Source organism: Desulfosoma sp., from assembly GCF_052743555.1.
Map to the genome: position 1 here is coordinate 68,277 of NZ_JBRAHS010000007.1, position 19,534 is coordinate 87,810.

At 58.2% G+C, this 19,534-nt stretch carries 14 protein-coding genes; 7 read left to right on the forward strand and 7 right to left on the reverse strand.

What is annotated here, in order from left to right; translation table 11 throughout:
- Window positions 1-13: 13 nt before the first annotated feature.
- The gene (locus tag ACUVSA_RS05925; RefSeq protein WP_445892554.1) at window positions 14-862 is read right to left on the reverse strand and encodes an HAD family hydrolase; all 849 of its coding nucleotides are present in this window, start codon (window positions 860-862) and stop codon (window positions 14-16) included.
- Window positions 862-2,535, reverse strand: coding sequence for a hypothetical protein (locus tag ACUVSA_RS05930; protein WP_445894131.1), 1,674 nt, complete (start codon window positions 2,533-2,535; stop codon window positions 862-864). The genes ACUVSA_RS05925 and ACUVSA_RS05930 overlap by 1 nt, the downstream gene beginning before the upstream one ends.
- Window positions 2,536-2,614: 79 nt before the next feature.
- Here ACUVSA_RS05930 and ACUVSA_RS05935 point away from each other — a divergent pair, with 79 nt between their 5' ends.
- The 7 genes from ACUVSA_RS05935 (at window position 2,615) to murI (ending at window position 9,518) form a co-directional block, all read left to right on the forward strand.
- Window positions 2,615-3,877, forward strand: a complete 1,263-nt coding sequence (locus ACUVSA_RS05935; RefSeq protein WP_445894132.1) for a glycosyltransferase family 4 protein — start codon at window positions 2,615-2,617, stop codon at window positions 3,875-3,877.
- Entirely contained in the window at window positions 3,878-4,588 is a 711-nt protein-coding gene (pyrF, locus tag ACUVSA_RS05940) for an orotidine-5'-phosphate decarboxylase (protein ID WP_445894133.1), read from the forward strand. It begins immediately after the preceding gene.
- Window positions 4,589-4,612: 24 nt separating this feature from the next.
- Complete coding sequence (locus tag ACUVSA_RS05945) at window positions 4,613-5,119, forward strand: YbaK/EbsC family protein (RefSeq protein ID WP_445894134.1); 507 nt, start codon at window positions 4,613-4,615, stop codon at window positions 5,117-5,119.
- Between the two features lie 136 nt (window positions 5,120-5,255).
- Window positions 5,256-6,065, forward strand: a complete 810-nt coding sequence (locus ACUVSA_RS05950; protein WP_445892549.1) for a hypothetical protein — start codon at window positions 5,256-5,258, stop codon at window positions 6,063-6,065.
- 235 nt (window positions 6,066-6,300) lie between these two features.
- On the forward strand, window positions 6,301-7,131 hold the full coding sequence (locus ACUVSA_RS05955; protein ID WP_445894135.1) for a DUF169 domain-containing protein: 831 nt from the start codon (window positions 6,301-6,303) through the stop codon (window positions 7,129-7,131).
- A gap of 133 nt (window positions 7,132-7,264) precedes the next feature.
- On the forward strand, window positions 7,265-8,470 hold the full coding sequence (locus tag ACUVSA_RS05960) for an iron-containing alcohol dehydrogenase (protein WP_445894136.1): 1,206 nt from the start codon (window positions 7,265-7,267) through the stop codon (window positions 8,468-8,470).
- A 154-nt stretch (window positions 8,471-8,624) separates the two neighbouring features.
- Window positions 8,625-9,518, forward strand: a complete 894-nt coding sequence (gene murI / locus ACUVSA_RS05965; protein ID WP_445894176.1) for a glutamate racemase — start codon at window positions 8,625-8,627, stop codon at window positions 9,516-9,518.
- On the opposite strand, the gene ACUVSA_RS05970 is transcribed toward murI, so the two are convergent.
- The 5 genes from ACUVSA_RS05970 to ACUVSA_RS05990 all read right to left on the reverse strand — a co-directional run bounded on the left by ACUVSA_RS05970 (window position 9,508) and on the right by ACUVSA_RS05990 (window position 19,534).
- On the reverse strand, window positions 9,508-11,838 hold the full coding sequence (locus ACUVSA_RS05970; RefSeq protein WP_445894137.1) for an FAD-dependent oxidoreductase: 2,331 nt from the start codon (window positions 11,836-11,838) through the stop codon (window positions 9,508-9,510). The two genes, murI and ACUVSA_RS05970, sit on opposite strands and share 11 nt — an antisense overlap.
- Before the next feature lie 40 nt (window positions 11,839-11,878).
- Window positions 11,879-13,513: a glutamate synthase-related protein gene (locus tag ACUVSA_RS05975; RefSeq protein ID WP_445894138.1), complete on the reverse strand. Its 1,635-nt coding sequence runs from the start codon at window positions 13,511-13,513 to the stop codon at window positions 11,879-11,881.
- The gene (locus tag ACUVSA_RS05980; protein ID WP_445894177.1) at window positions 13,492-14,607 is read right to left on the reverse strand and encodes a glutamate synthase; all 1,116 of its coding nucleotides are present in this window, start codon (window positions 14,605-14,607) and stop codon (window positions 13,492-13,494) included. The genes ACUVSA_RS05975 and ACUVSA_RS05980 overlap by 22 nt, the downstream gene beginning before the upstream one ends.
- Before the next feature lie 681 nt (window positions 14,608-15,288).
- Window positions 15,289-18,048: a hypothetical protein gene (locus tag ACUVSA_RS05985; RefSeq protein ID WP_445894139.1), complete on the reverse strand. Its 2,760-nt coding sequence runs from the start codon at window positions 18,046-18,048 to the stop codon at window positions 15,289-15,291.
- A gap of 13 nt (window positions 18,049-18,061) precedes the next feature.
- Window positions 18,062-19,534, reverse strand: a complete 1,473-nt coding sequence (locus ACUVSA_RS05990; protein ID WP_445894140.1) for a BPL-N domain-containing protein — start codon at window positions 19,532-19,534, stop codon at window positions 18,062-18,064.

Here is a 19,534-nt window from a genome sequence, read left to right on the forward strand (position 1 = left end):
CCTTTGGTGATTTTCAGGGGCCCACGAGAGCCTGCACCAAGGCGTCAAATCGGTGGATTTGAGGTTTCGACGGCCGAGCACCGTGCGGGGAAACCGAAGCGCCGGGCGCGAAGAGGACCGCCTGTAGGCCGTGGATGTGCGCGGCTTCCACGTCGTTGACCGGGTCGTTGCCCACCATCAGGACGGATTCGGGGTTCAGGCCGCTGCGTCGAGCCCGTGTGGCCACCAGGCGGAAAAAGTGAGGGTCTGGCTTAGCGAAGCCCAGCTCATAAGAAAAAAAAGTCCACCGCGGATCAAAGACGGCATTCAAAGGAGCGTCCAGAACATACTCCAAAATGGGTCCCGTGTAAAATTGAGCGTTGGATGCCAACCCCAACAAGTAGTTTTCGCGATGCAGCGCCTCCAGGGTTTCGATGACGCCTTCAAAAGGGCTGACAGGATTGGCCACCAATTCGCGGTACATGGCCACATCCAGGGGATCGGGTGAAGGGGTTGGCGCATTGGGAACGCTGCGCAGCAGGTCTTTCCAAATGGATTCCACCAGGACTTCCGGTCTTGAAATGCCCAGAGCGCGGCACCGCTCGTGTTCTTCGGCGACAGCTCGATAAAACCCTTCCGCCCACTTGAGCCCCGCATCCTCGGAAAGACCGAAAAACCGTGCGGTCTTGACAAAGCTTTCCTGAGCCAGGCGATGGCGCAGCTGATGTTCCAGGTCTCCGTGGTGCGCGGCCAACAAGGTGCCGTACACATCGAAGAGGATAACGCGGGGTTTGGGGGCCACATCCGGTACGGCGCTGAATACCGGTGTGGGTTTGGGCGTTCGAGACACGTGAGCATGCAGCCACGCCCGCCATCGTTCCATTACCAGCCTCCAAACAAAGGTCTTTGGTATTTGGGATCAAAAAAGAGCGCCGCCAGGCATGGTCCCAGCCCGGCGCAACGGCCCGACGGCGCCGGGGCCGACGATCCTTTTTGCATGGATGTGTTGTGATCTTCTTCCGTTCCGGTATCCAAACCGTCTTGCTGCGGTGCCGCATCGGGTGAAGGCTGGTTCCAGAGCGCCTCAAAGGCCGTCTTCAAGCGATGCGCATGGGCTGTCGAGCCGAACCGGGAAAAAAATGACGCCGTCATCGCCTCACTGAACCGAACCGGCACCAAGATCTTTTCAAGATCCGGCTTAAAAGTCCCCTGCAGGACCATCTTCAGCAGGTCTTCCTGCGCCGTGAAATCCAACATACCGAAGTCCACGGCCTCCTCATTGTACATTCTCTCCACGCACTCCACAAATCGGTCCACATCCTTGTCGGATAGTGTGGGCACCACGCGCCGGTAGGATTCAGCAAAAAGGCGCCCTCGCGTTTTCAGCCGCAAGCGGTGCGGCGTGTCAAGAGGCACGGGCAGAGTCTTGTAAAGCGATTCCGTTGAATAGCCGGCTTGGGCAAAATCGGCGGTCACGTCGGCAAGGTCGCGCCCGATCAGAGGTCGGTCCGAAAGAGGGCCTTCAAGAAAGGCAAAGCCAAAGCCTTCCAACAAGGATGTGGTGACCACGGCGTCGCTCCACGCCATGAGTTCTTCAAAGGAAAAGGCCGAACCGACCAGGTGGTTTCCGAAACCGATGACGCACGGCAGTCGGTGACGGCGGACACATTGCTTGACGGCTTCTGCATACGGTTTTTCCTGAGCCGAGGTGGCATCCAGAGTGATGAGCACCTGGGGAGTTCGAGAGTGGCCGGCGGCGAGAAACAAGGCCTCAAGGACGTTCTTTCGGCGGATCAAGCGAATGGGAAGAAGCCATTGCGGCCGCCCCAGGTCAAAGCCATAGCCATGTTCTTGAGCGTAATGGCTCAAGGCGGAAGCCACGGCTCGCTTTCGGGCGGGCGTCAGGACAGGTTGAGGTTGGGCAGAAGGGATCAGCACATTGGGCAACCAAAAGACGCGCTGAGGAGCAAGCCCGCAGTCGAGCAGCCGTTGCCTGTCCGTAGCATTGAGCACCCCGTAGGCCGTGTTGGGACTGTCGGCATAAAAATCCGTTAGTCCCCCTTTATGCCAACAGCGGTGCAGACGAAACAGGTTCTCCACACGGCCGCATTCGGGAAAATCATGAAGGTGATAAAGAAAACGGTGCGGAAGCCCCTCCGACCAGGCTTTCTCAGCGGCTTCCTTCCATGCAGCGGTCACCGCAGGGTTTTTGCCCAATGTGGGGTTGTGCAGCCAAAAAAGGGCCGACGAACCGCCCCACGCCAACATGGAGTCGCGTAGAGCCGTCACGTCCTTTCGAAAGGATTTTTCGTCAGGCCAGCGCGCGTCTCGGTAATCCAGCCGGTCGTCCACGACGACTTCCACATCGGCCACCAAGGTTTTCATGGTGCGAGCAAAACTTCGCGCGCCGTCCAGGCGCCCGACGACGAGCACCAGCCTGCGCCCATGGAACCATCCTTCCTGGGCTAGGCATTGAAGGCTTCGGAGCAAAGCCGTGCGCACGCCGCCCCGAAGCAAATGGTAATGAAAGAGCACAAGATTTTGAGGATCCGTCATTTTGAGCCGTCCTTGCTTTTTGCTGCAAGTATGGGCACAATTTCCTCCACAGTGCAACCTGCGGGTGGGAGTTTTGTCCATGGGTCTTCATATCGGCTTTGTGTCCACTCGATTTACGGGCGCCGACGGCGTCACCATGGAAGCGGGCAAGTGGGCGGAGATCTTCAAGGAATGCGGCCACGAATGTTTCTGGTGGGGCGGCGAAGTGCACAAGGATTCTTCCCGTGCCATGGTGGTGTTGGAAGCCCATTTTCTTCATTCAGAAAACCAGAAGATTCAGGCCGAGGCCTTTGGCCGCGAGATGCGTTCCCATGAGTTGACCCAAAGGATTCACGACTTTCGAGCCGTGCTAAAACAAAAACTTGCCGACTTTCTTCACACCTTTGAGATTCAACTCCTGGTCATAGAAAACGCTTTGGCAAGTCCTCAACACATTCCTTTGGGCCTGGCCCTGACTGAGCTCATTGCCGAAAGAAAAATTCCCACCATAGCCCATCACCATGAATTTTACTGGGAACAAAGCCGCTGCGCGGTCAACTGCGTCCAGGACTTTCTGTCCATGGCCTTTCCGCCTGTGTTACCCACCATTCAGCACGTGGTCATCAGCTCGGCGGCCCAAGAAGACCTGGCCCATCGACGCGGGGTTTCCTCCTTTGTCATTCCCAATGTGCTGGATTTTGATCATCCACCACAGCCCGACTGGGAAAAGGCTCAGGAGCTGCGGCGTCAGATTGGGGCCGATTTCGAAGGCAAACTCATCGTGCAGCCCACTCGCGTCATTCGACGCAAAGGCATTGAATACGCCGTGGAAATCGCTGCAGCTCTCCGGGACTTGGGCTACCGACTGCTTATCACACACCAGGCCGGGGAAGGGGATCCGGAGTATGCGGCGTGGTTGCACCGGCAGGCTCAAGAGCACGGAGTGTCTCTGCATTTCCTGGGCACGCATGTGGCGGATCCCTGGGCGGAAGTGGAATCGTCTTCGAAACCGCTCACCTTATGGGACATTTATCCCCATGCGCACCTCATCACGTATCCGAGCCTCTATGAGGGGTTTGGCAACGCTTTTTTAGAAGCCATCTATTTTCGCAAGCCTCTCGTGGTCAACCGCTATGCCACGTTCGTGCGGGACATTGAGCCTTTGGGCTTTGATCTTCTGATCATGGACGGTTACGTAAGCCGCCGCCTCATCGCCGAGATCCGCGAAGTTTTGGAGTCTCCAGAGCGGCGCGAAACCATGGTGGAACACAATTACCTTTTGGCGAAAAGGCATTTTTCCTATAGCGTGCTTCGACGCCGCTTGAATTTTCTGCTTATGAACTTCTTCGGCATGGAGGTTTAAGTGGGTTCTCAACCGTTGCGAGAAAGATTGATCTTTGCTCTGGATGTGCCGTCTCCCCAAGAGGCCAAGGCCTGGGTGGAACGACTCCACGGCCTGGTGAGCTTCTTCAAGGTCGGTTTTGAACTGTTCCTCGCCGGGGGTTTTCCCATGGTGGAATGGCTGCAGAACCGAGGTGCCAAGGTCTTTTTGGATCTCAAACTCTTTGACGTGCCGGAAACCGTTCGCCGTGCCACGGCACAGATTGCGGAAAGGCAGGTAGCCATGACCACGGTGCACGGCAACGATGCCATGCTCAAGGCTGCTGTAGAAGCAAGAGGCGGCGTGAAGATCCTGGCCGTCACGGTCCTGACGAGCCTGGATCAAGGCGATCTTCACGATCTGGGGTTTGCCTGCAATGTGGAGGACCTGGTCCTCTCTCGAGCACGAAGGGCGATGGCTCTGGGCTGTGACGGGCTTGTCAGTTCGGGGCTGGAAATTCCCCGCGTGCGCCGCGAGGTGAAGGACGGCCTTTTGCTGGTGGCCCCGGGAATTCGGCCGGTGGCTAACGTGGATGATCAGAAAAGAACCGTGGATGCTCGACAGGCCTTTGCTTCAGGTGCGGATCACATTGTGGTGGGACGTCCCATTCGGCATGCGGCGAACCCGGAACGGTTGGTGGAAGAGATTTTCGAGCAGATCGAAAAAGGGCTTCAGGAACGGCTATCCATGTGAATCGCCGAAAAGGAATGACGATTCATGCCCTCCATTCAAGACGTGAAAACGTACTTGGCGCAGTACGGCATTGAAGTGTGGGAGTTTGAGGAACTTACCCCCACATCGGAAACGGCGGCCAAAGCCGTGGGATGCAAGGTGGCGGAAATCGCCAAGAGCATTCTTTTCGTGGTGGGCGACCAACCTGTGGTGGTGGTCACCTGCGGAGACCGACGCATCAAGGGTTCTCGTTTGAAACAGGCCACCGGCCTTAAAGGCAAGGTGCGTCTTCCGGGAGAAGACGAGGTGATGCGTTACACGGGATATGCACCAGGCGGTGTCTGCCCGTTTCTCTTGCCCAAATCGGTCAAAGTCCTCATCGACACGTGTATGCGCCAATTTCCCCGCGTTTATGCGGCAGCGGGAAACGACCGTTCGGCCGTGCCCATCAGCGTTGATCAGCTGCTGGACATTACGGGCGGTGTGGAAGCCGCCGTCTCTGAAAGCCTGTCCGAGAATGCCTTTTCGGCGACTTTTTTTTTCATTCTGTAACAGCACCGCAAGGCGCGGCAAAGGAGTCGCGGCTTGCGCCGCTCCTACTCCAGCTGTTCTTGGACGCGTTCTTTGGGCCACCAAAAGTCTTCGGCAAGAGTGAATCCGATCCAAAAAAAGAGTGCGCAGGCGGGTCATGAAACGCATCATCTTACCGGCGCTCTGTCTCTGGGCCGTGCTAGGAATTTTTTCCAAACATGGTGCCGCGCAGGAACCCGACACTCCGGCTCCGGGGACTTCCCAGCGGCGAGCTGTGCTGGATGCCGTCAGAGAAGCCCTCAAAGCGTTTCCTCAGCGGCACAATCCCGGATTTCAATATCTCCGGGAGGATGTGCGGGTTTTCAGTGACAAGCCCATCCGGTTTTTTGTGGACTGGATGAAGATCAAGGGTTCCTGGGCGTGGGTAGAGGTCCACGGTGAAAACTACAGGCTGCGGCTCTGTGGGCTGCTGCAAAAAGACAAGGGCGCATGGCAGGTAGCGGCTCTGGTTCGCCCGGATGCCGTGGTGTGTGCCGAGGGTCCGGAGCTATGCCTTGATCTTCGACACTGGCTTCATGTGGCGATGCAACGCACATTTCCACAGGCCCCGTTCAATATTTTTCCCCAGGACGACTCAGAGTGCCGCGCCGTGCTGAGGGCTTTTGCCTTCAACCAAAAGGGGCCGGATTTCTCTTTCATTTTCTTGGTCACTTATTTCCGCACGGGGAACAACTGGGCCTGGATCGAGACCGAACCCCGAAGCACCGACGGCTTGGGCGTGAGCGAACCTGTGGATGCTTTGTTGGAAAAGGTTCAGGGGAAATGGGTTGTGCGCGAATTTCGTCCATGCTGCGGGGACTGTGCCGACAATCCCGATTGTGCCGATGACACAAGGTACTATCAGATGCTCAAACAGAAATATCCCTTGGCCCCGGCGGACATTTTTACCAAACGAGCGTCACACTGATGCAGGTATCCTTCGCAAACTCGCGCTATTCTCAACCGAGATTGACCGGTTTTTATGGGTTGATGAAAGTTGTCCACCGCGGAAGCTTGTTTGAGTATGGCTTTTTGGGGGCCGTTTTCGTTGCATTCCGTAGGAGCGCCGCAAGGCGCGGTAAGGCATCGCGGCTTGCCCCGCTCCTACTGAAGATCTTCTCGGACAAGCTTCTTGGAACCCAACCAAAGAAGGAGAACACACCATGGTGGATTATGCGGCAATGCAGTCCATGATTCAGGAGGCCATAAAGCCCAGAAGCCTTCCTTTGGCGGTGCGCTTTCTTGGCGAGGGTGAGAATTTTCCTGAAAAGACGCGCCGGCCTCGGGCGTTTCTCAAAAAAAGGGTCACCGTCTGCCAGGGTATCACGATGGCGCGCCTTTACGGATGGAGTGTGGGCCTGAAAAAGGAAGACATCATTTGTGTTCCAGCGCTTTTGGGTTGGGGCATGAGCGGCGCAGCGAACCGGGATGAGGAAATGAAGCAGCTTATGCAATCCGTGGGTTTTGCTTCCTGCCCCACGGTCGCCGAAGCCCAGTTGGCAGAGATGCACTGTGTGCCCGAAGGGGCCGTCCACGGCATTTTGCTGACCCCTTTGGCCAAAGCCCTCCATGAGCCCCACACAGTGGCGATCTATTGCAATCCCGCCCAGGCCATGCGGGTGGTTCAAGCCCTGACCTATTGCGGTGACGCCGACGTTGAAGGCGCGGCTCCGTGCGCTTCGGTGACCGGATCCTTCGGCGGTAAGGTGGAATGCCTGCATACCCTGTATGCCCCTTACGCCTTGGATGCGCCACGGTTGGCCATTCCGGGCATGGGGGACCGCATCTTTTCCATGACCCAAGACGACGAACTGGTGGTGGCCTTTCCGGGCCGATGGCTCCCTCGAGTGGCCCAAGGGCTCAAAGAAGCGGGCAAAGCCATTGGCGCTCGATATCCCGTGACCTTCTACCAGGATTTCGAGCCGGAATTTCCGGTTCCGTACAAAGATACAGCGGCACGCCTGGGCCTCTTTGACGATGAGTGGGCCTCATGAACAGCGGCAAGGGCTCGTCGAGGCGGGGAGTTTCAGCGCACAGCGCCATGTGAGTCCTCCGGAATGAAACGAAAACGACCCCCAAAAGCCATTTTCGAACACGCTCCTGCAAGGGCATTTGCGCACAGGAGCCGTGGGGGACCGTGGTGATATGGGGCTGGGGAATGAGATGACAGTGAACATGGTTCGGTATGCCGAATTTTTTGCGCAGCCGCTCAGCCTTTTTGGGGCGGGGGCGCGGCGGAAACTGATGGACCACCTTCGAGGGTTTTCGGCTCGACGTGTGATGTTGTGCACCGACGCCGGCCTCATGGCGGTTGGGCTGGGCGACGAAATGCTGCACCTGCTTCGGGAGGTCAGTGCTTTGGACGTGGTGGTCTTTGACGGAGTGGTGGCCAATCCTACGGAAGCGTGTGTTCAAAAAGGGGTGGCGTTCTACAAAGAGCACGGGTGCGACATGATCCTTTCCCTTGGCGGCGGCAGTGCGCACGATGCCGCCAAAGCCATTGCCGTCATGGTATCCCATGACGGGGCGCTATGGGATTATGTGGGCCTCAACAAGCTGAAAAATCCCCTGCCACCCGTGGCCGCCGTCAACACCACCGCAGGAACGGGCAGTGAAGTCACGCGGTTTGCCGTGCTGACCCGTGTGGCCAAGAAAACCAAGGTGACTATCGTGGATCGACGACTGATTCCGTGCATCGCCGTCAACGACCCAGAACTCATGGTGAGTTTGCCGCCTGCCCTCACCGCCCAAACCGGCATGGACGCGCTGACCCATGCCATCGAAGCCTATCTTTCCCGCATGGCCACTCCCCTTACGGACACCTGCGCCATGAAAGCCGTCGAACTTATCGGAAAGTATCTTCCTAAAGCCTACGCTGTGGGGACGGACATGGAAGCTCGTTCGGCCATGGCCTACGCCCAGTACCTTGCCGGTATCGCCACCAACAATGCGGGAGCCGGCGCCGTGCATACCGTGGCGCATCAGCTCGGCGGTTTCTACAACCTCCCTCACGGCCTCTGCAACGCCGTGCTGTTGCCATGGGTTCTGGCCTATAATGCCGGCGAATGCGCTGAACGGCTCCTGCGCATCGGGGACGCTTTGACAGGGGGATTGAAAGCCCGGTCTGCTCAAGACGGAGCGCAAAAGACAGTGGAGACGCTTCGGGTTTTTATGCGGCATCTCGATTTGCCGAACCGCCTGGGCACGATCGGCGTGAAGGAAGGCGATCTCGCCGACATCGCTCGACAGGCCTTGGAAGACCCGACCATGTGGACAAATCCGCGTCGAGCGACGCCGAAGGACATTCAGGGCATTCTCAAAACAGCGCTATAGATCGAGCATTAAGCTGGGTGGGGTGTCTCTTGCCCTCGCAAAGCGGCGCGCGGCGCGTCCGCAAAGGGTTTTCCGTCGAGGGGTTCCGTGCACAATCCGCCGCGGCGTGTCGCCGAATGCCCGTCATGGAGAGTGAGGGGATGGGCGTGATGTGATGCAATGTGCGCAGGCCGAGGGTGTGCGCAAAAGGCTTTCAGGGCGGCGTCAGCTGGGTGAGCGAAAGGAAGACGAGGTGGAGACTTTGAAGCCGGTGCGGCACTTACCCATCGGCGTTTTCGACTCGGGCGTGGGGGGCCTTCCTGTGGTTCGAGCCCTCATGGAACGCCTGCCCTTTAAGAGTATTCTCTATTTTGGGGATACGGCGCGAGTGCCCTACGGGGTGAAGTCGAAGGAAACCATTTGCGGGTTTGCGCAGGAAATTACCGACTTTCTTTTGCACCAAGGTGTCAAGTTGCTCATTATCGCCTGCAACACCATGGCGGCCGTGGCTCGGCATGTGGTGGAAAAAAGGTCTCATGTGCCCGTATTGGATGTCATTGATGCCGGAGCTCGATGTGCCGTCAGCATCACGCGGGTTCGTTACGTGGCGGTCATCGGCACACCGGCCACCATCAACAGCAACGCCTATGCCCGGTCCATTCACCGTGAGGACCCGTCCGTGCGCGTTTTTTCCCAGGCCTGCCCGCTCTTTGTCCCTCTGGTGGAAGAAGGATGGTTAGATCATCCGGTCACGCGCCTGACGGCCCAAGAATACCTCAAACCCGTTCTGTGCCATCCCATTGACACCATGGTTTTGGGCTGCACGCATTATCCCCTGTTGAAGCCTTTGCTGCAGGAAGTGGCCGGCCCTCACGTCCAGCTGGTGGATTCGGCCGAGGCCATGGCGGAAGAGACGGCGCGCGTGCTGCAATCCTCGGGACTGGCGGCAACTGAGGACGAGCCGCCAGCCTATGTGTTTTATGTGACAGATGTGCCGTTTCGGTTTCAGACCATCGGGGAACGCTTTCTGGGGCGTACGATCTCCGACGTGCGCGTCGTCAAATGGTGAGCGGGTCGTTTTCCACCAGATTCCAGATGCCGCAGGGGCATGCCCCCGCGCAAAAGCCGCAGCCGATGCACCGTTCCGGGTTCACGACCATTTCAAAGTCGCCGTTGTGGCCGCTCACACGGTGGATGGCCGCCTGAGGGCAGATGGCCACGCAAATGCCGCAATCCCTGCAGGAGCCGCATGAAGCGCATTCTAGGGCGCACTGAGTCACATCGTCAAAGGCCAGGTGCCTAGGATCGAAGTATTCCAACTTGACGCGCCGAGGGTCAATCATCGGGCGCAGGGGTTGCTTCGGCCGGCGTCCGTGGAAAATGTCATCAATGGCCTGGGCCGCTTTTCTTCCGGCACCGATGGCGTCGGTCAAAAGGCCCAGACGGACGGCATCGCCGATGGCAAAAATTTGGGGATCGCTGCTTTGATAGAAGGCGTCCACCTTGATGAAGCCCCGTTCGGTCTGGACGCTTTTCGGCAAAAATGCCAGATCCGGCTGATCGCCGATGGCCACAATGACCATGTCGGCCTCAAGGAACTCCCCCGACGTCAATTCCACGCCTTGATCGGTGATGGCTTTGGTGAAGCACGGCCAGCGAAATACAGCACCGGCTGCCAGAGCCGCTTGGCGCTCCCTGTCAAAGGAGGCGGGTTCTTGAATATCGATCAGGGTTACCATTTCGGCACCGAGCCGATAGGCTTCGCTCGCCGCATCACAGCCCACGTTGCCAGCCCCGATGATCACCACGCGGCGCGCCACCCGCACCGCGTCACGGCGTGCTTTTCGTAAGAATTCCGAGGCGGGAATGAGCCGTTCCTTGCCGGGCACCGGGAGCAGGCGCGGCTTTTGCGCACCCACGGCGATAACGATCATGTCGTAGTCTGCCTTGAGCTGTTCCACATCGTCCTGGGTCAGTTCCTGTTGAAGATACACGTGGGGCAGGACGGAGCGCAGGCGTTCCAATTCGGCATGTACCACCTCGTGGGGAATCCGGCTTGTGGGGATGGCCGCTGTGAGTTTGCCCCCCAGTTCGCCGGCGCGGTCGTAGACCACCGGTTCATGGCCCAGCCGGCGCAGGTGCCAGGCCACGGACAGCCCGGCGGGACCCGCGCCGATAACGGCCACTTTTTTGCCGCTGAGCGAGGGTAGCGGAGGCAGCTTGGCCTTGAGGCTCGCCTTGCCCAGTTGGGTCACATCCACGGGCGCCATGCGAAGCCCTTGTCGAGTGCAGGATTGCATGCACAGGTTCGGGCACAGGTACCCGCACACTGTGGCCGGAAACGGCGTATAGGCCAGAGCCATGTCTACGGCTTCGTCCACACGGCCTTCTCGAATGAGCCGCCAGCGTTCATGGACCGGAATGCCCGTGGGACAGGACGCCTCGCAGGGCGCCGCATATTTCTTGTTTTCCCACACGGGTACGTAGCGGCGCAGATTTCCTGTCGCGATGACTGGAATAGGGCTCCGGTCCAGGTTCGTCAGATCTCCGATGAGCCCTCCAAGACCCAGTTCCCGCTCCCACACATCGCGATGAAAAGCGCTCATGGACTTGCGCGGCACGGCCGCCTTTTCATGAGGGCTGCGTGCTTCCAAAAGCTGCCACTGGCTGCGTTGGGCAAGGAGGGGAAAAAGCTCCGTTTTGTGGATCCTTTCCAGAAAGCTTTGCAGATTCTTGACCAGCCATCGCCAATCGTCGTCACTTAAGGGCACCAACTTGGCGTCGGTTTGGCTGTAGCCCCCGTGGGGTCCTCGAAAGAAGATCTTGCCGCCCACCATGCCCACACAGGGCCGATATCCCAGCACATTGCCGGGGTTGGCCGGATCGTGGCCGCAAATGACGGCGATGCCTCCGGCCATAAATTCGGCGAAATAGTCCCCAACGGAACCCAGCACCCACAGCTCCGGGGGCGCAAACCGAGGGTTGTGCTTGGTCATGGTCATGCCGCGGGCGCCGATGCTGCCAGCGATGAAGATTTTGCCTTGAGCCATGGCATTGGCCACTCCGTTACCAGCATGACCGTGCACGACGATTTCCGCTCCCGCATTCAACCAACCCACGTCATCTGAGGCTGGTTCCAGGGCTTCCACGGTGGTGTTAAAAAAGCCCATGGAACCCAGACGTTGTCCTGACGTGCCGTGGACGATCACATGAATGGGTTCGCCGCCAGAGCGCCAGAGGCGACCTCCAATGCCGTGCTGGCCGAAGGCTTCCACTTCCAGCCGACGATGGCCTTGGGCCACGGCCTGCTGCAAACGTTCTTCCAGGATTCTCGATTCCAGGCGCCGGCCGTGTTCGCGCCCGGAAATCCAATGGGCGTCTTGCACCATACTTTGTTGCATCGCTCCTTCACCTCATGGTCGGTCCCGTCTAAACCACATAAGCTATGTGCAGCCGCTGCGCCGCCGCGGCGTCATCGATTCCCAAGGCGTCCGACATGCCGATGGGAAGGGCCGTGGATCGGCCTAAGGGCGCGACGATCTTCTTCAGTTCCGTGTCAAAGGCGAGAAAGACATCCACCAGACGCTCCGCCACCTTTTCGGGATCCAGGCGCCGGTACAGGCGCGGATCCTGAGAGGTGATACCCTTGGGACACACACCAACGTTGCAGACGTTGCACCGATCCGACTCCGATCCCAAACAGCCGGCGGTGGCCTGCAGAATGTATTTTCCGATTTGCACCCCGCTGGCGCCCAACATGATGAGAGCCGCCGCGTTTGCGGCAAGGTTTCCGTTCTTGCCGATGCCCCCTCCGGCAAACAAGGGTAACTCGTTTTGTTTGCCCAGGCGCACCAGGGTGAGGTAACAGTCTCGAATGTTTGACGCGATGGGATGTCCCATGTGGTCCATGGAAACATTGTAGGCGGCGCCCGTGCCGCCGTCTTCTCCGTCGATGGCCAGTCCCGCCGCATACGGGTTGCGTGTGAGGTTGTTCAGGACCGCCAGGGCCGTGGATGTTCCGGAAATTTTTGGATACACTGGCACTCGAAAGCCCCAGGCCATGGACATGGACTGGATCATCTTGGCCACCGCCTCTTCAATGGAATACATGGTTTGATGCGTGGGCGGGCTGGGAAGACTCACCCCCGGCGGTACCCCCCGGATGGCAGCGATGAGTTTGTTGACCTTGGACCACATGAGCAGCCCTCCGTCCCCGGGCTTGGCCCCTTGGCCGTATTTGATTTCCACGGCACAAGGGTCTTCCTTCATTTCCGGAATGGCGTGAAGGATTTCGTCCCAGCCGAAGTAGCCGCTGGCGATCTGCAAAATGACATATTTCATGAAGCGGGATCGCAACAGGCGCGGCGGGCAGCCGCCTTCTCCCGTGCACATGCGCACAGGCATACCCAGCTCCTCGTTCAAATAGGCCACCCCCATCATCAAGCCTTCCCACATGGTGGGCGACAACGCACCAAAGGACATGCCTCCGATGATCAGGGGATAGATTTCGCGAACGGGGGGAATCCAGCCGTTTTCCCTAAGAAGCCTGAGGTTTTCCTCGGGTGGCAGCACACGCCCTAAAAGGGTGCGGAGCTCGAATTCGTGGCGGCCGGCATCAAGGGCCGGATCTGTGAGCATGGAAATGCGAATGAACTTGATGCGGTCCAGAATACTTTTCGGAACGTTGCGCCGCCCGCCGCGCCGTCTGGGCTGACCGCCTCGGTTGCTGTGAAACCGCAACTTGTCCGATTCCTTAGATCGATACGCCATGATGGCATCGTTGGGGCAGACCAGGGAACACATGCCGCAGCCGATACACGCATAGGCCGGGTCAGTCTTTTGACGAATCCCGAAAAAGACCTTGGTGACGTTGGACGGCGCCTGTGGCATTCCAAGGGTTGTTTCCACGACACGCTTTCGAAACACACCCAATTCAATGGCGTGCACAGGGCACACCGTTGTGCATCGGCCGCATAGCGTACATTTGTCGAGACTCCAGTGCACCTGCCATGGTAAGTCCTGAAGACTCAAGGAACTGGGGTCTATGTAGCCATCTGAGAGCATACCCGAACCTCCTGGCGATCCGGTCCCACGATCACCGTATCCAAATGCATGGGTTGAATGTCTTTGGACTTGTCCCGATCAGGAATTATGGCATCCAAGCCGCACAATTCCGAAGAAAAGGCGTACATACCGGGCTTGCCGCCCACCACACCGGGGCGCAGTTTCTTTCGGTCCTGCACCATAAAGACCCGCTTGTCGGGAAGGCAGCCGATGACACAGTTGGGCCCATCGATGATCAAGCGCCGACAAGACCTCTTGAGGTGTTTCAGAAAGGTGCCGTTGGGGTGTTGTTCCAGGGCCGTATCTTGAAGCGGCGTGATGATGTGCTTGTAATATTCCAATTCCAGGCCCAAAAAATAGTGCATGTAGTGCAAGATATGGGTGAAGACCTCGGAATCGGACTGATAACCCATATAGCCTGGAAAGCTCCGCGACGAGAGGAACTCCCGAATAGGCACGAAAGCCGTATTTTCGCCGTTGGTCATGGTGGCGATGCCCTGAATGAAAAAGGGATGGCAGGCGTAAAGATTGATAGCGTAATTCGTGTTCTGACGCCCCTGGGCCAGAATGATGCGCGCATGCAATTCCTCGCGGTCCAGCCGCAGATACTCCGCGACCGTCATGGGATCGCCGATTTCCTTGATCATGATGCAGTCGGGCCAGAAACTGAAGACGATCATGTCCTCCTTTTCTTCCCCCATTCGACGCAACTGCAGCCGCAGTTCCATGAGTCGATGGCGGATGTCATGTTCTGTCAGATGATCCCATTCCTCGGGAAATTCGTAGGCTCGAATGAGGTACACATCACGTTTGGGAACGCCGGGCGGCGCTGTCTTGGGCGTCTTGATGGACAGCTTGTATTTGGTCATGAAGCCGATTTCCATCATGAAGCGGTCCAGTCGTTTGAGCCCTTCGTTGGTGAAGATGCCGGAAAGAATAGGGGCGCCCTTAAATTCTTCCCACGGCCCGCCTAGGTCACTTAAAAAAAGCCCCACTCCCGAGCCGTCATGCCCTTCACGCATGACATCCAAGGCTTCAATAGCCTTCATGGGAGACAGAGGTTCCGTGCTGGTAATGGCGCACAGCCGACACATGGCCGATACTTTTCCTTCCTGATTTGTCTTCATTCCAAGGACGACGTTGTCCGGAAATCAAGGCAATAAAGGTCCTTCTACATGCTGAAGGACCTTTTCGAACAGCGGTGTTCGGCGGACGAATCCAAACATCATTGTTTGAAGGGTCTCTAAAGCTAACAAGGTTGGGGGCCGCATGTCAAACAAAAAATGCACAGCCGCGCTATGGCATGGTGTGCCTCACCGTGCACCCCCTTAATGGATCGTCACGGGGGTCGATCCACCGGGCTAGGGTGCGTCTCCATTGAGTGTGTTTCTGTATCAACCGACACCGATACATCCACCGAGGCCCCATTCCATGCGGTCTTTCGAGCTTACGGCAGTCTGAAGGCCGTCATGAGGAGAAAGCTTCACGCCATGCCGTGGTCTTCCAACGGTAGCCACGATGGATGCCCAACTAGCAGCGTGTCCGAGAACTCCTTTTCGTCCATTTCGGGTCTAGTAATCTCAGATAGTTACGAAGCCACAAATGGCCAAAATGGGCATTGTCGCACAGGCTTCTAGGGGGCATCGGGGGATGGGGAAGTCCCCGAAGGACATGGAGTGATTTCTTTGGAACGGCTTTTACACACCGAGATGTCCACCAGGCCGGCTTGTTCCCAGCTCCAGCGTATCGAAAGCCGAAGGGGCTTTTTGACGATCTCACGGTTTGGGAACATTTGACGGGGCTTCCTCGCAAAGACTCTGAAAAAGACGGCGGATACGACGACGCACGGCCAAAAGGTCTTCCCATGTTTCTAGGCGGCGGCTTTCGGCCGACGCAGGCCACAGGCCGAGGCGCGTCATCTGCAGGAAATGCTGCTTAGTCACGAGCGATCCAGGCCGATTAGTCATGAGGTGCCACCGACGTTCCAGGACTCGAAGACCGTGAAAAGCCTCAAGCATTTCCACCGATGCCCGCGGGCCGTCCGGAATGTGGGCCAGAGCTTCCGTCAAAAGGGCCGCCGTAGATCCCTGACGCAAGGCTAAATTTTCATGGCCGTGGATCAGTTGCACACCCTGAATGAGAAACTCCAGATCCCCAAGGCCCCCGACCCCCAGCTTGATGTCCACGGCGTCGTCTCTTTCCGCCGTTCGTTCCACTTCCATCCGTCTTCGAAGCTGGCACAAACGCGGCCAGACCATGGCGTCGGTCCGCTCTTGAAAGCACAGATGCTGCACGGCACGTTCCAAGTTCATTCCCAGAACAGGATCCCCCGCCACAAACCGAAAGCGGAGCAGCGCCTGAATTTCCCAGATGTCCGCCTTATGTGTGTAGTAGTCCTGCCAATTGGTTCGCGTCACCACCAAGGGGCCGTAGGATCCCGTGGGGCGCAACCGCGCATCCACCTCGTAACCGGGCCCTTCCTGCAGCGGGGTGCTCAGCATGCGCATAAACCGCTGCAACATGCGAATGACTTCCAAGGGAATCTGGTCGCTTTTTTCCCCTTCGGGCGGTTCATAAACAAATATGAGGTCCAGATCGGAAAGGTAGTCCATTTCCCGGCTGCCCAGGGAACCCAAGGCCACGACGGCCAGAGGCAGTTGAGGGTCGAGACCCACAGCATCCATAACAGCGCGCAGGGTATGGCGGACCACGAAATCGGCCAGATCGGCAAGAGCTCTTTCCAGAGCTCCCTGGGCCAGAGTGCCGGCCAGGTCCTGTAAGGCCAGAACCAGAAACCGCTCGTTCTTGAGTCGTCGAAGCCATTCCAGGTGTTCTTCGTAAGAGGAGGCCTTGTGGAGGATCTCCTCAGCCGAGGTTTGCCACTGCGCGTGAAGGACCTGGTGTACAGGCCACGTGCGCAGGGCTTCCACCAAGCTGGGTTGGCGGCTCAGAAGGTCGGCCACAAGGTCGCAGCGCGCCAGGGCCGAAAAGATCTCAGGGACCAGGGCTCGATGGCTTCCGAGAAAATGCAGCAACCCGGGGCGCCGGCGCACTTGGGCTATATAACGGTCCATCCGCGCGGCCATGGCTTCCAGGGTTTCCCCATCGACCCCAGCCGCCAAGGTCTCGATGGTCTTGAGAACGGGGGGCTGAAGAGGACCCGCCAGGCCGTTTAGGGACGGAAGGAGCCGATTCAGGTGGGGGGCCTTGGAGGGTAGGCAGGCTTCCTCGGTGTCCTGGCCCAGGAGTTTTTCGTCTGCTTGTGGACGCCCCGTTTCGAAGGGCTGAAAAAGGGCGGTGAAATGCCGGTGCACTGCCTGCGTGTGGACGGTGAGGGCTTCCTTGAACCGGGCCCAATAGCCTTCAAAACCGAGAAATTCCGCAAGCCTTTCACGGACTTTCTGCGAAGACGGGATTTTTTGGGTTTGGCGGTTTTGATCCAGCTGTATCCAATGTTCCACGCGACGCAAAAACACATACGCCGCCCGAAGTTCCTGGGCGGCGTCCGCCGGAAGAAGGCCGAGGGTTTTCAAACTTTCCAAAGCCGTCAGGGTGTTGGGTTCGTCCAGCTGGGGCATTCGGCCGCCGTAGATGAGCTGAAAAGACTGGACGAGAAATTCCACTTCGCGAATGCCGCCCACACCCAGCTTCACGTCAAAAGGTGCGTCCGCGTGCTGGGACCGCAGTTCCTGCAAAATGCGGTCGCGCATGCCTTTGAGTTCAGCTAAAGCCTGAAAATCCAGAAAGCGTCGAAAGACAAACGGGCGTACTTCATGCAAGAACGCCATGCCCAAAGCACGGTCGCCGGCCACAGGCCTGGCTTTTAAAAGCATCTGGCGTTCCCAGGCTCGCCCATGGAGCAGGTAATGATAGGCTGCGCCGGCAACCTGCGGCACCAGTTCCCCGTCTTTTCCCTGAGGTCTCAGGCGCAGATCCACGTGAAAAACGCGATCCCCTTCGACGGAATCCGCCAGAAGACTGACAAGCCTTTGGCACACCAGGCACAGGGTTTCATAAAGCCCTTCCACATCATGAATGGGGGAGGTTTCTTTGTCCTGGCGCAGGAATAAAAGATCGATATCCGAGACGTAATTGAGTTCGCGGCCTCCCAACTTACCCAAACCCAGGACGGTCAGGCGGTACTGCTGGAAAACTTTTGGCACGTGAGGGGCTACGGTCGAAGGCGCCCAGAGATGGGGATGGTCCTGCAGCCATCGCAGGCCTCCTTCCAAAGCCACCTGAGCGAGATCGCTCAATTGTGCCGTGGTTTCCGGAAGCTCTGCCAGACCGAGAAGATCGCGGCCTCCAATGCGCAAGAAGTGCCTTTGCTTGAAACGCCGCACGGCCCTTTGTGCCTCACTCCACGACGCGGCCTTGCTCAGGCTGGCGGTCAGGTCATGGTAAAGGTCAGTGATGGCATAGCGCCGAAGAAGATTCTTGTGGTCCCAAAGCCAGGCCACATCATCCGCTGAACGGCGCAAGAGCGTGCCTAGGTACGTGGAAGCTCGACTGATTTTTTCCAGCTCATCGGCCATGGAATTTTCCGCCTCATGCCCGCCTATGCGCAGGGGGCTTCGCGCGCCTTTCCATCCAGAAGTTGCCCGGAGCGGCATCGCCCAGCCGACGGCGCACCAATGTGCAGTAGACCAGGGCGTCCAGCGTGTCAAAGATGTGCTGGGAAAGGCCAGTGTGGCTCATACCTCGACCAAACAGGGTTTCCCGCAGCGCATCCACTTGGGCATTGACCGGCTGAAGCTTATTCACGGGGCCTTGATGGCTCGCGACCTTTTCATACAAAAGCAGTTTTCTGGCTTCCCGGCAAAAAAGGCGAGTTTGTTCCAAAAGGCTTTGGGACAGATCATCCCAAGGCGCGGAGGCTCGTGCTTGCAGCTTTTCCCGGCCACAGTGGAAAACCACGAATCGCAGACACACCAACAAGAAACCATACTCAAGCCCGCGGATACCCCGTTGCCATTGGAGCAACCAAGGACGGCGCCAACGCCACAGAAGATGCCTTTCCCCGAAGGCAATCAGGGATTGGGCCTCTTCCAAGGCTTCCTGAAGGGCACGAAGAGCCGGTACACTGGGAGCCGGCACGATGCCATCATGCCCATCCTCGTCAAGGGTTTCCAAAGGCGTTCTGGAGGTCGAGCCATGTTCGGCCGAACAAAAAAAGGGCGTGCCTGGAGCCGGTGGGGCGGGCAAGGATTCCGATGGTTCCACAGCCTTGGGGTCGCATGAGTTCTGTAGGGAATTCAGGATATTGGCCAGAAGGCGTCTTCCCCACCCGTCGGGCAATTCCAGATGGGGGTAGGAGAGCACGGCCATGCCCTTGCCGACCCGGCAGCAGAGAATGGCCGCCTGCCCGTCGAGCAACGCAGGATTCAGATTGATTCCGTAGCTCTTTTCCCAGTCCTGCCAGCGAGCGCCGCAGCGGGTCACATCGGCGGCGCACAGGTCCGCCACCCAAAAGTCTTCGCCGTATCCTCGGTACCGAGCCACGGCTTCCACGCCCAGGCCGTTATCCGAAGCAAACTGGGAGGGCCACCAGATGGAGACGGGAATTCTTGGAGGCAGATCCTTCCACAAAGGATGTTCCGGGTTTCCCTCAATCCACACTTCGCCGCTGGCATTGGGCAGCCGCTGGGTGAGCCCTTTTCTATGAATGGGGACGAGATTGAGAGAAGAGGCTTCGGCGAGGGCGAGTCCCGCACCGCCGCAAAAGCCCACGTAACCGCCTCCGTTTTGCACAAAGGTGCGCACCTGTTCCAGTCCGTCCGCGCCCAAGGCCCGTGCCTTGTGGGATGCCCAGCCTCCGGGAACCATCAGCACGCGGTGCTTCTTAAGTCCCTGGGCACGTATGTGCGAGGCGGTCACAAGGCGATAGGGTACGGCCATGGCTTCCAGGGCTTCCACCAGCACAAGGCCCCAGACCAGGGACTGATCCCAAAGAAGGGCGACCGGCGGCCCGGTCCATGGGCTTGTCTTTTGCGCTTCGCTCGGGTCAAAGAGATTAGCCAC

Excerpts from the sequence above, each read along its gene's own strand:
- ACUVSA_RS05930 (WP_445894131.1), bottom strand. The coding sequence starts at position 2,535 with ATGACGGATCCTCAAAATCTTGTGCTCTTTCATTACCATTTGCTTCGG.
- ACUVSA_RS05935 (WP_445894132.1), top strand. The coding sequence starts at position 2,615 with ATGGGTCTTCATATCGGCTTTGTGTCCACTCGATTTACGGGCGCCGAC.
- ACUVSA_RS05955 (WP_445894135.1), top strand. The coding sequence starts at position 6,301 with ATGGTGGATTATGCGGCAATGCAGTCCATGATTCAGGAGGCCATAAAG.
- ACUVSA_RS05985 (WP_445894139.1), bottom strand. The coding sequence starts at position 18,048 with ATGGCCGATGAGCTGGAAAAAATCAGTCGAGCTTCCACGTACCTAGGC.
- ACUVSA_RS05980 (WP_445894177.1), bottom strand. The coding sequence starts at position 14,607 with ATGTGTCGGCTGTGCGCCATTACCAGCACGGAACCTCTGTCTCCCATG.
- murI (WP_445894176.1), top strand. The coding sequence starts at position 8,625 with ATGCAATGTGCGCAGGCCGAGGGTGTGCGCAAAAGGCTTTCAGGGCGG.
- ACUVSA_RS05970 (WP_445894137.1), bottom strand. The coding sequence starts at position 11,838 with ATGGTGCAAGACGCCCATTGGATTTCCGGGCGCGAACACGGCCGGCGC.
- ACUVSA_RS05945 (WP_445894134.1), top strand. The coding sequence starts at position 4,613 with ATGCCCTCCATTCAAGACGTGAAAACGTACTTGGCGCAGTACGGCATT.
- ACUVSA_RS05950 (WP_445892549.1), top strand. The coding sequence starts at position 5,256 with ATGAAACGCATCATCTTACCGGCGCTCTGTCTCTGGGCCGTGCTAGGA.
- ACUVSA_RS05925 (WP_445892554.1), bottom strand. The coding sequence starts at position 862 with ATGGAACGATGGCGGGCGTGGCTGCATGCTCACGTGTCTCGAACGCCC.
- ACUVSA_RS05975 (WP_445894138.1), bottom strand. The coding sequence starts at position 13,513 with ATGCTCTCAGATGGCTACATAGACCCCAGTTCCTTGAGTCTTCAGGAC.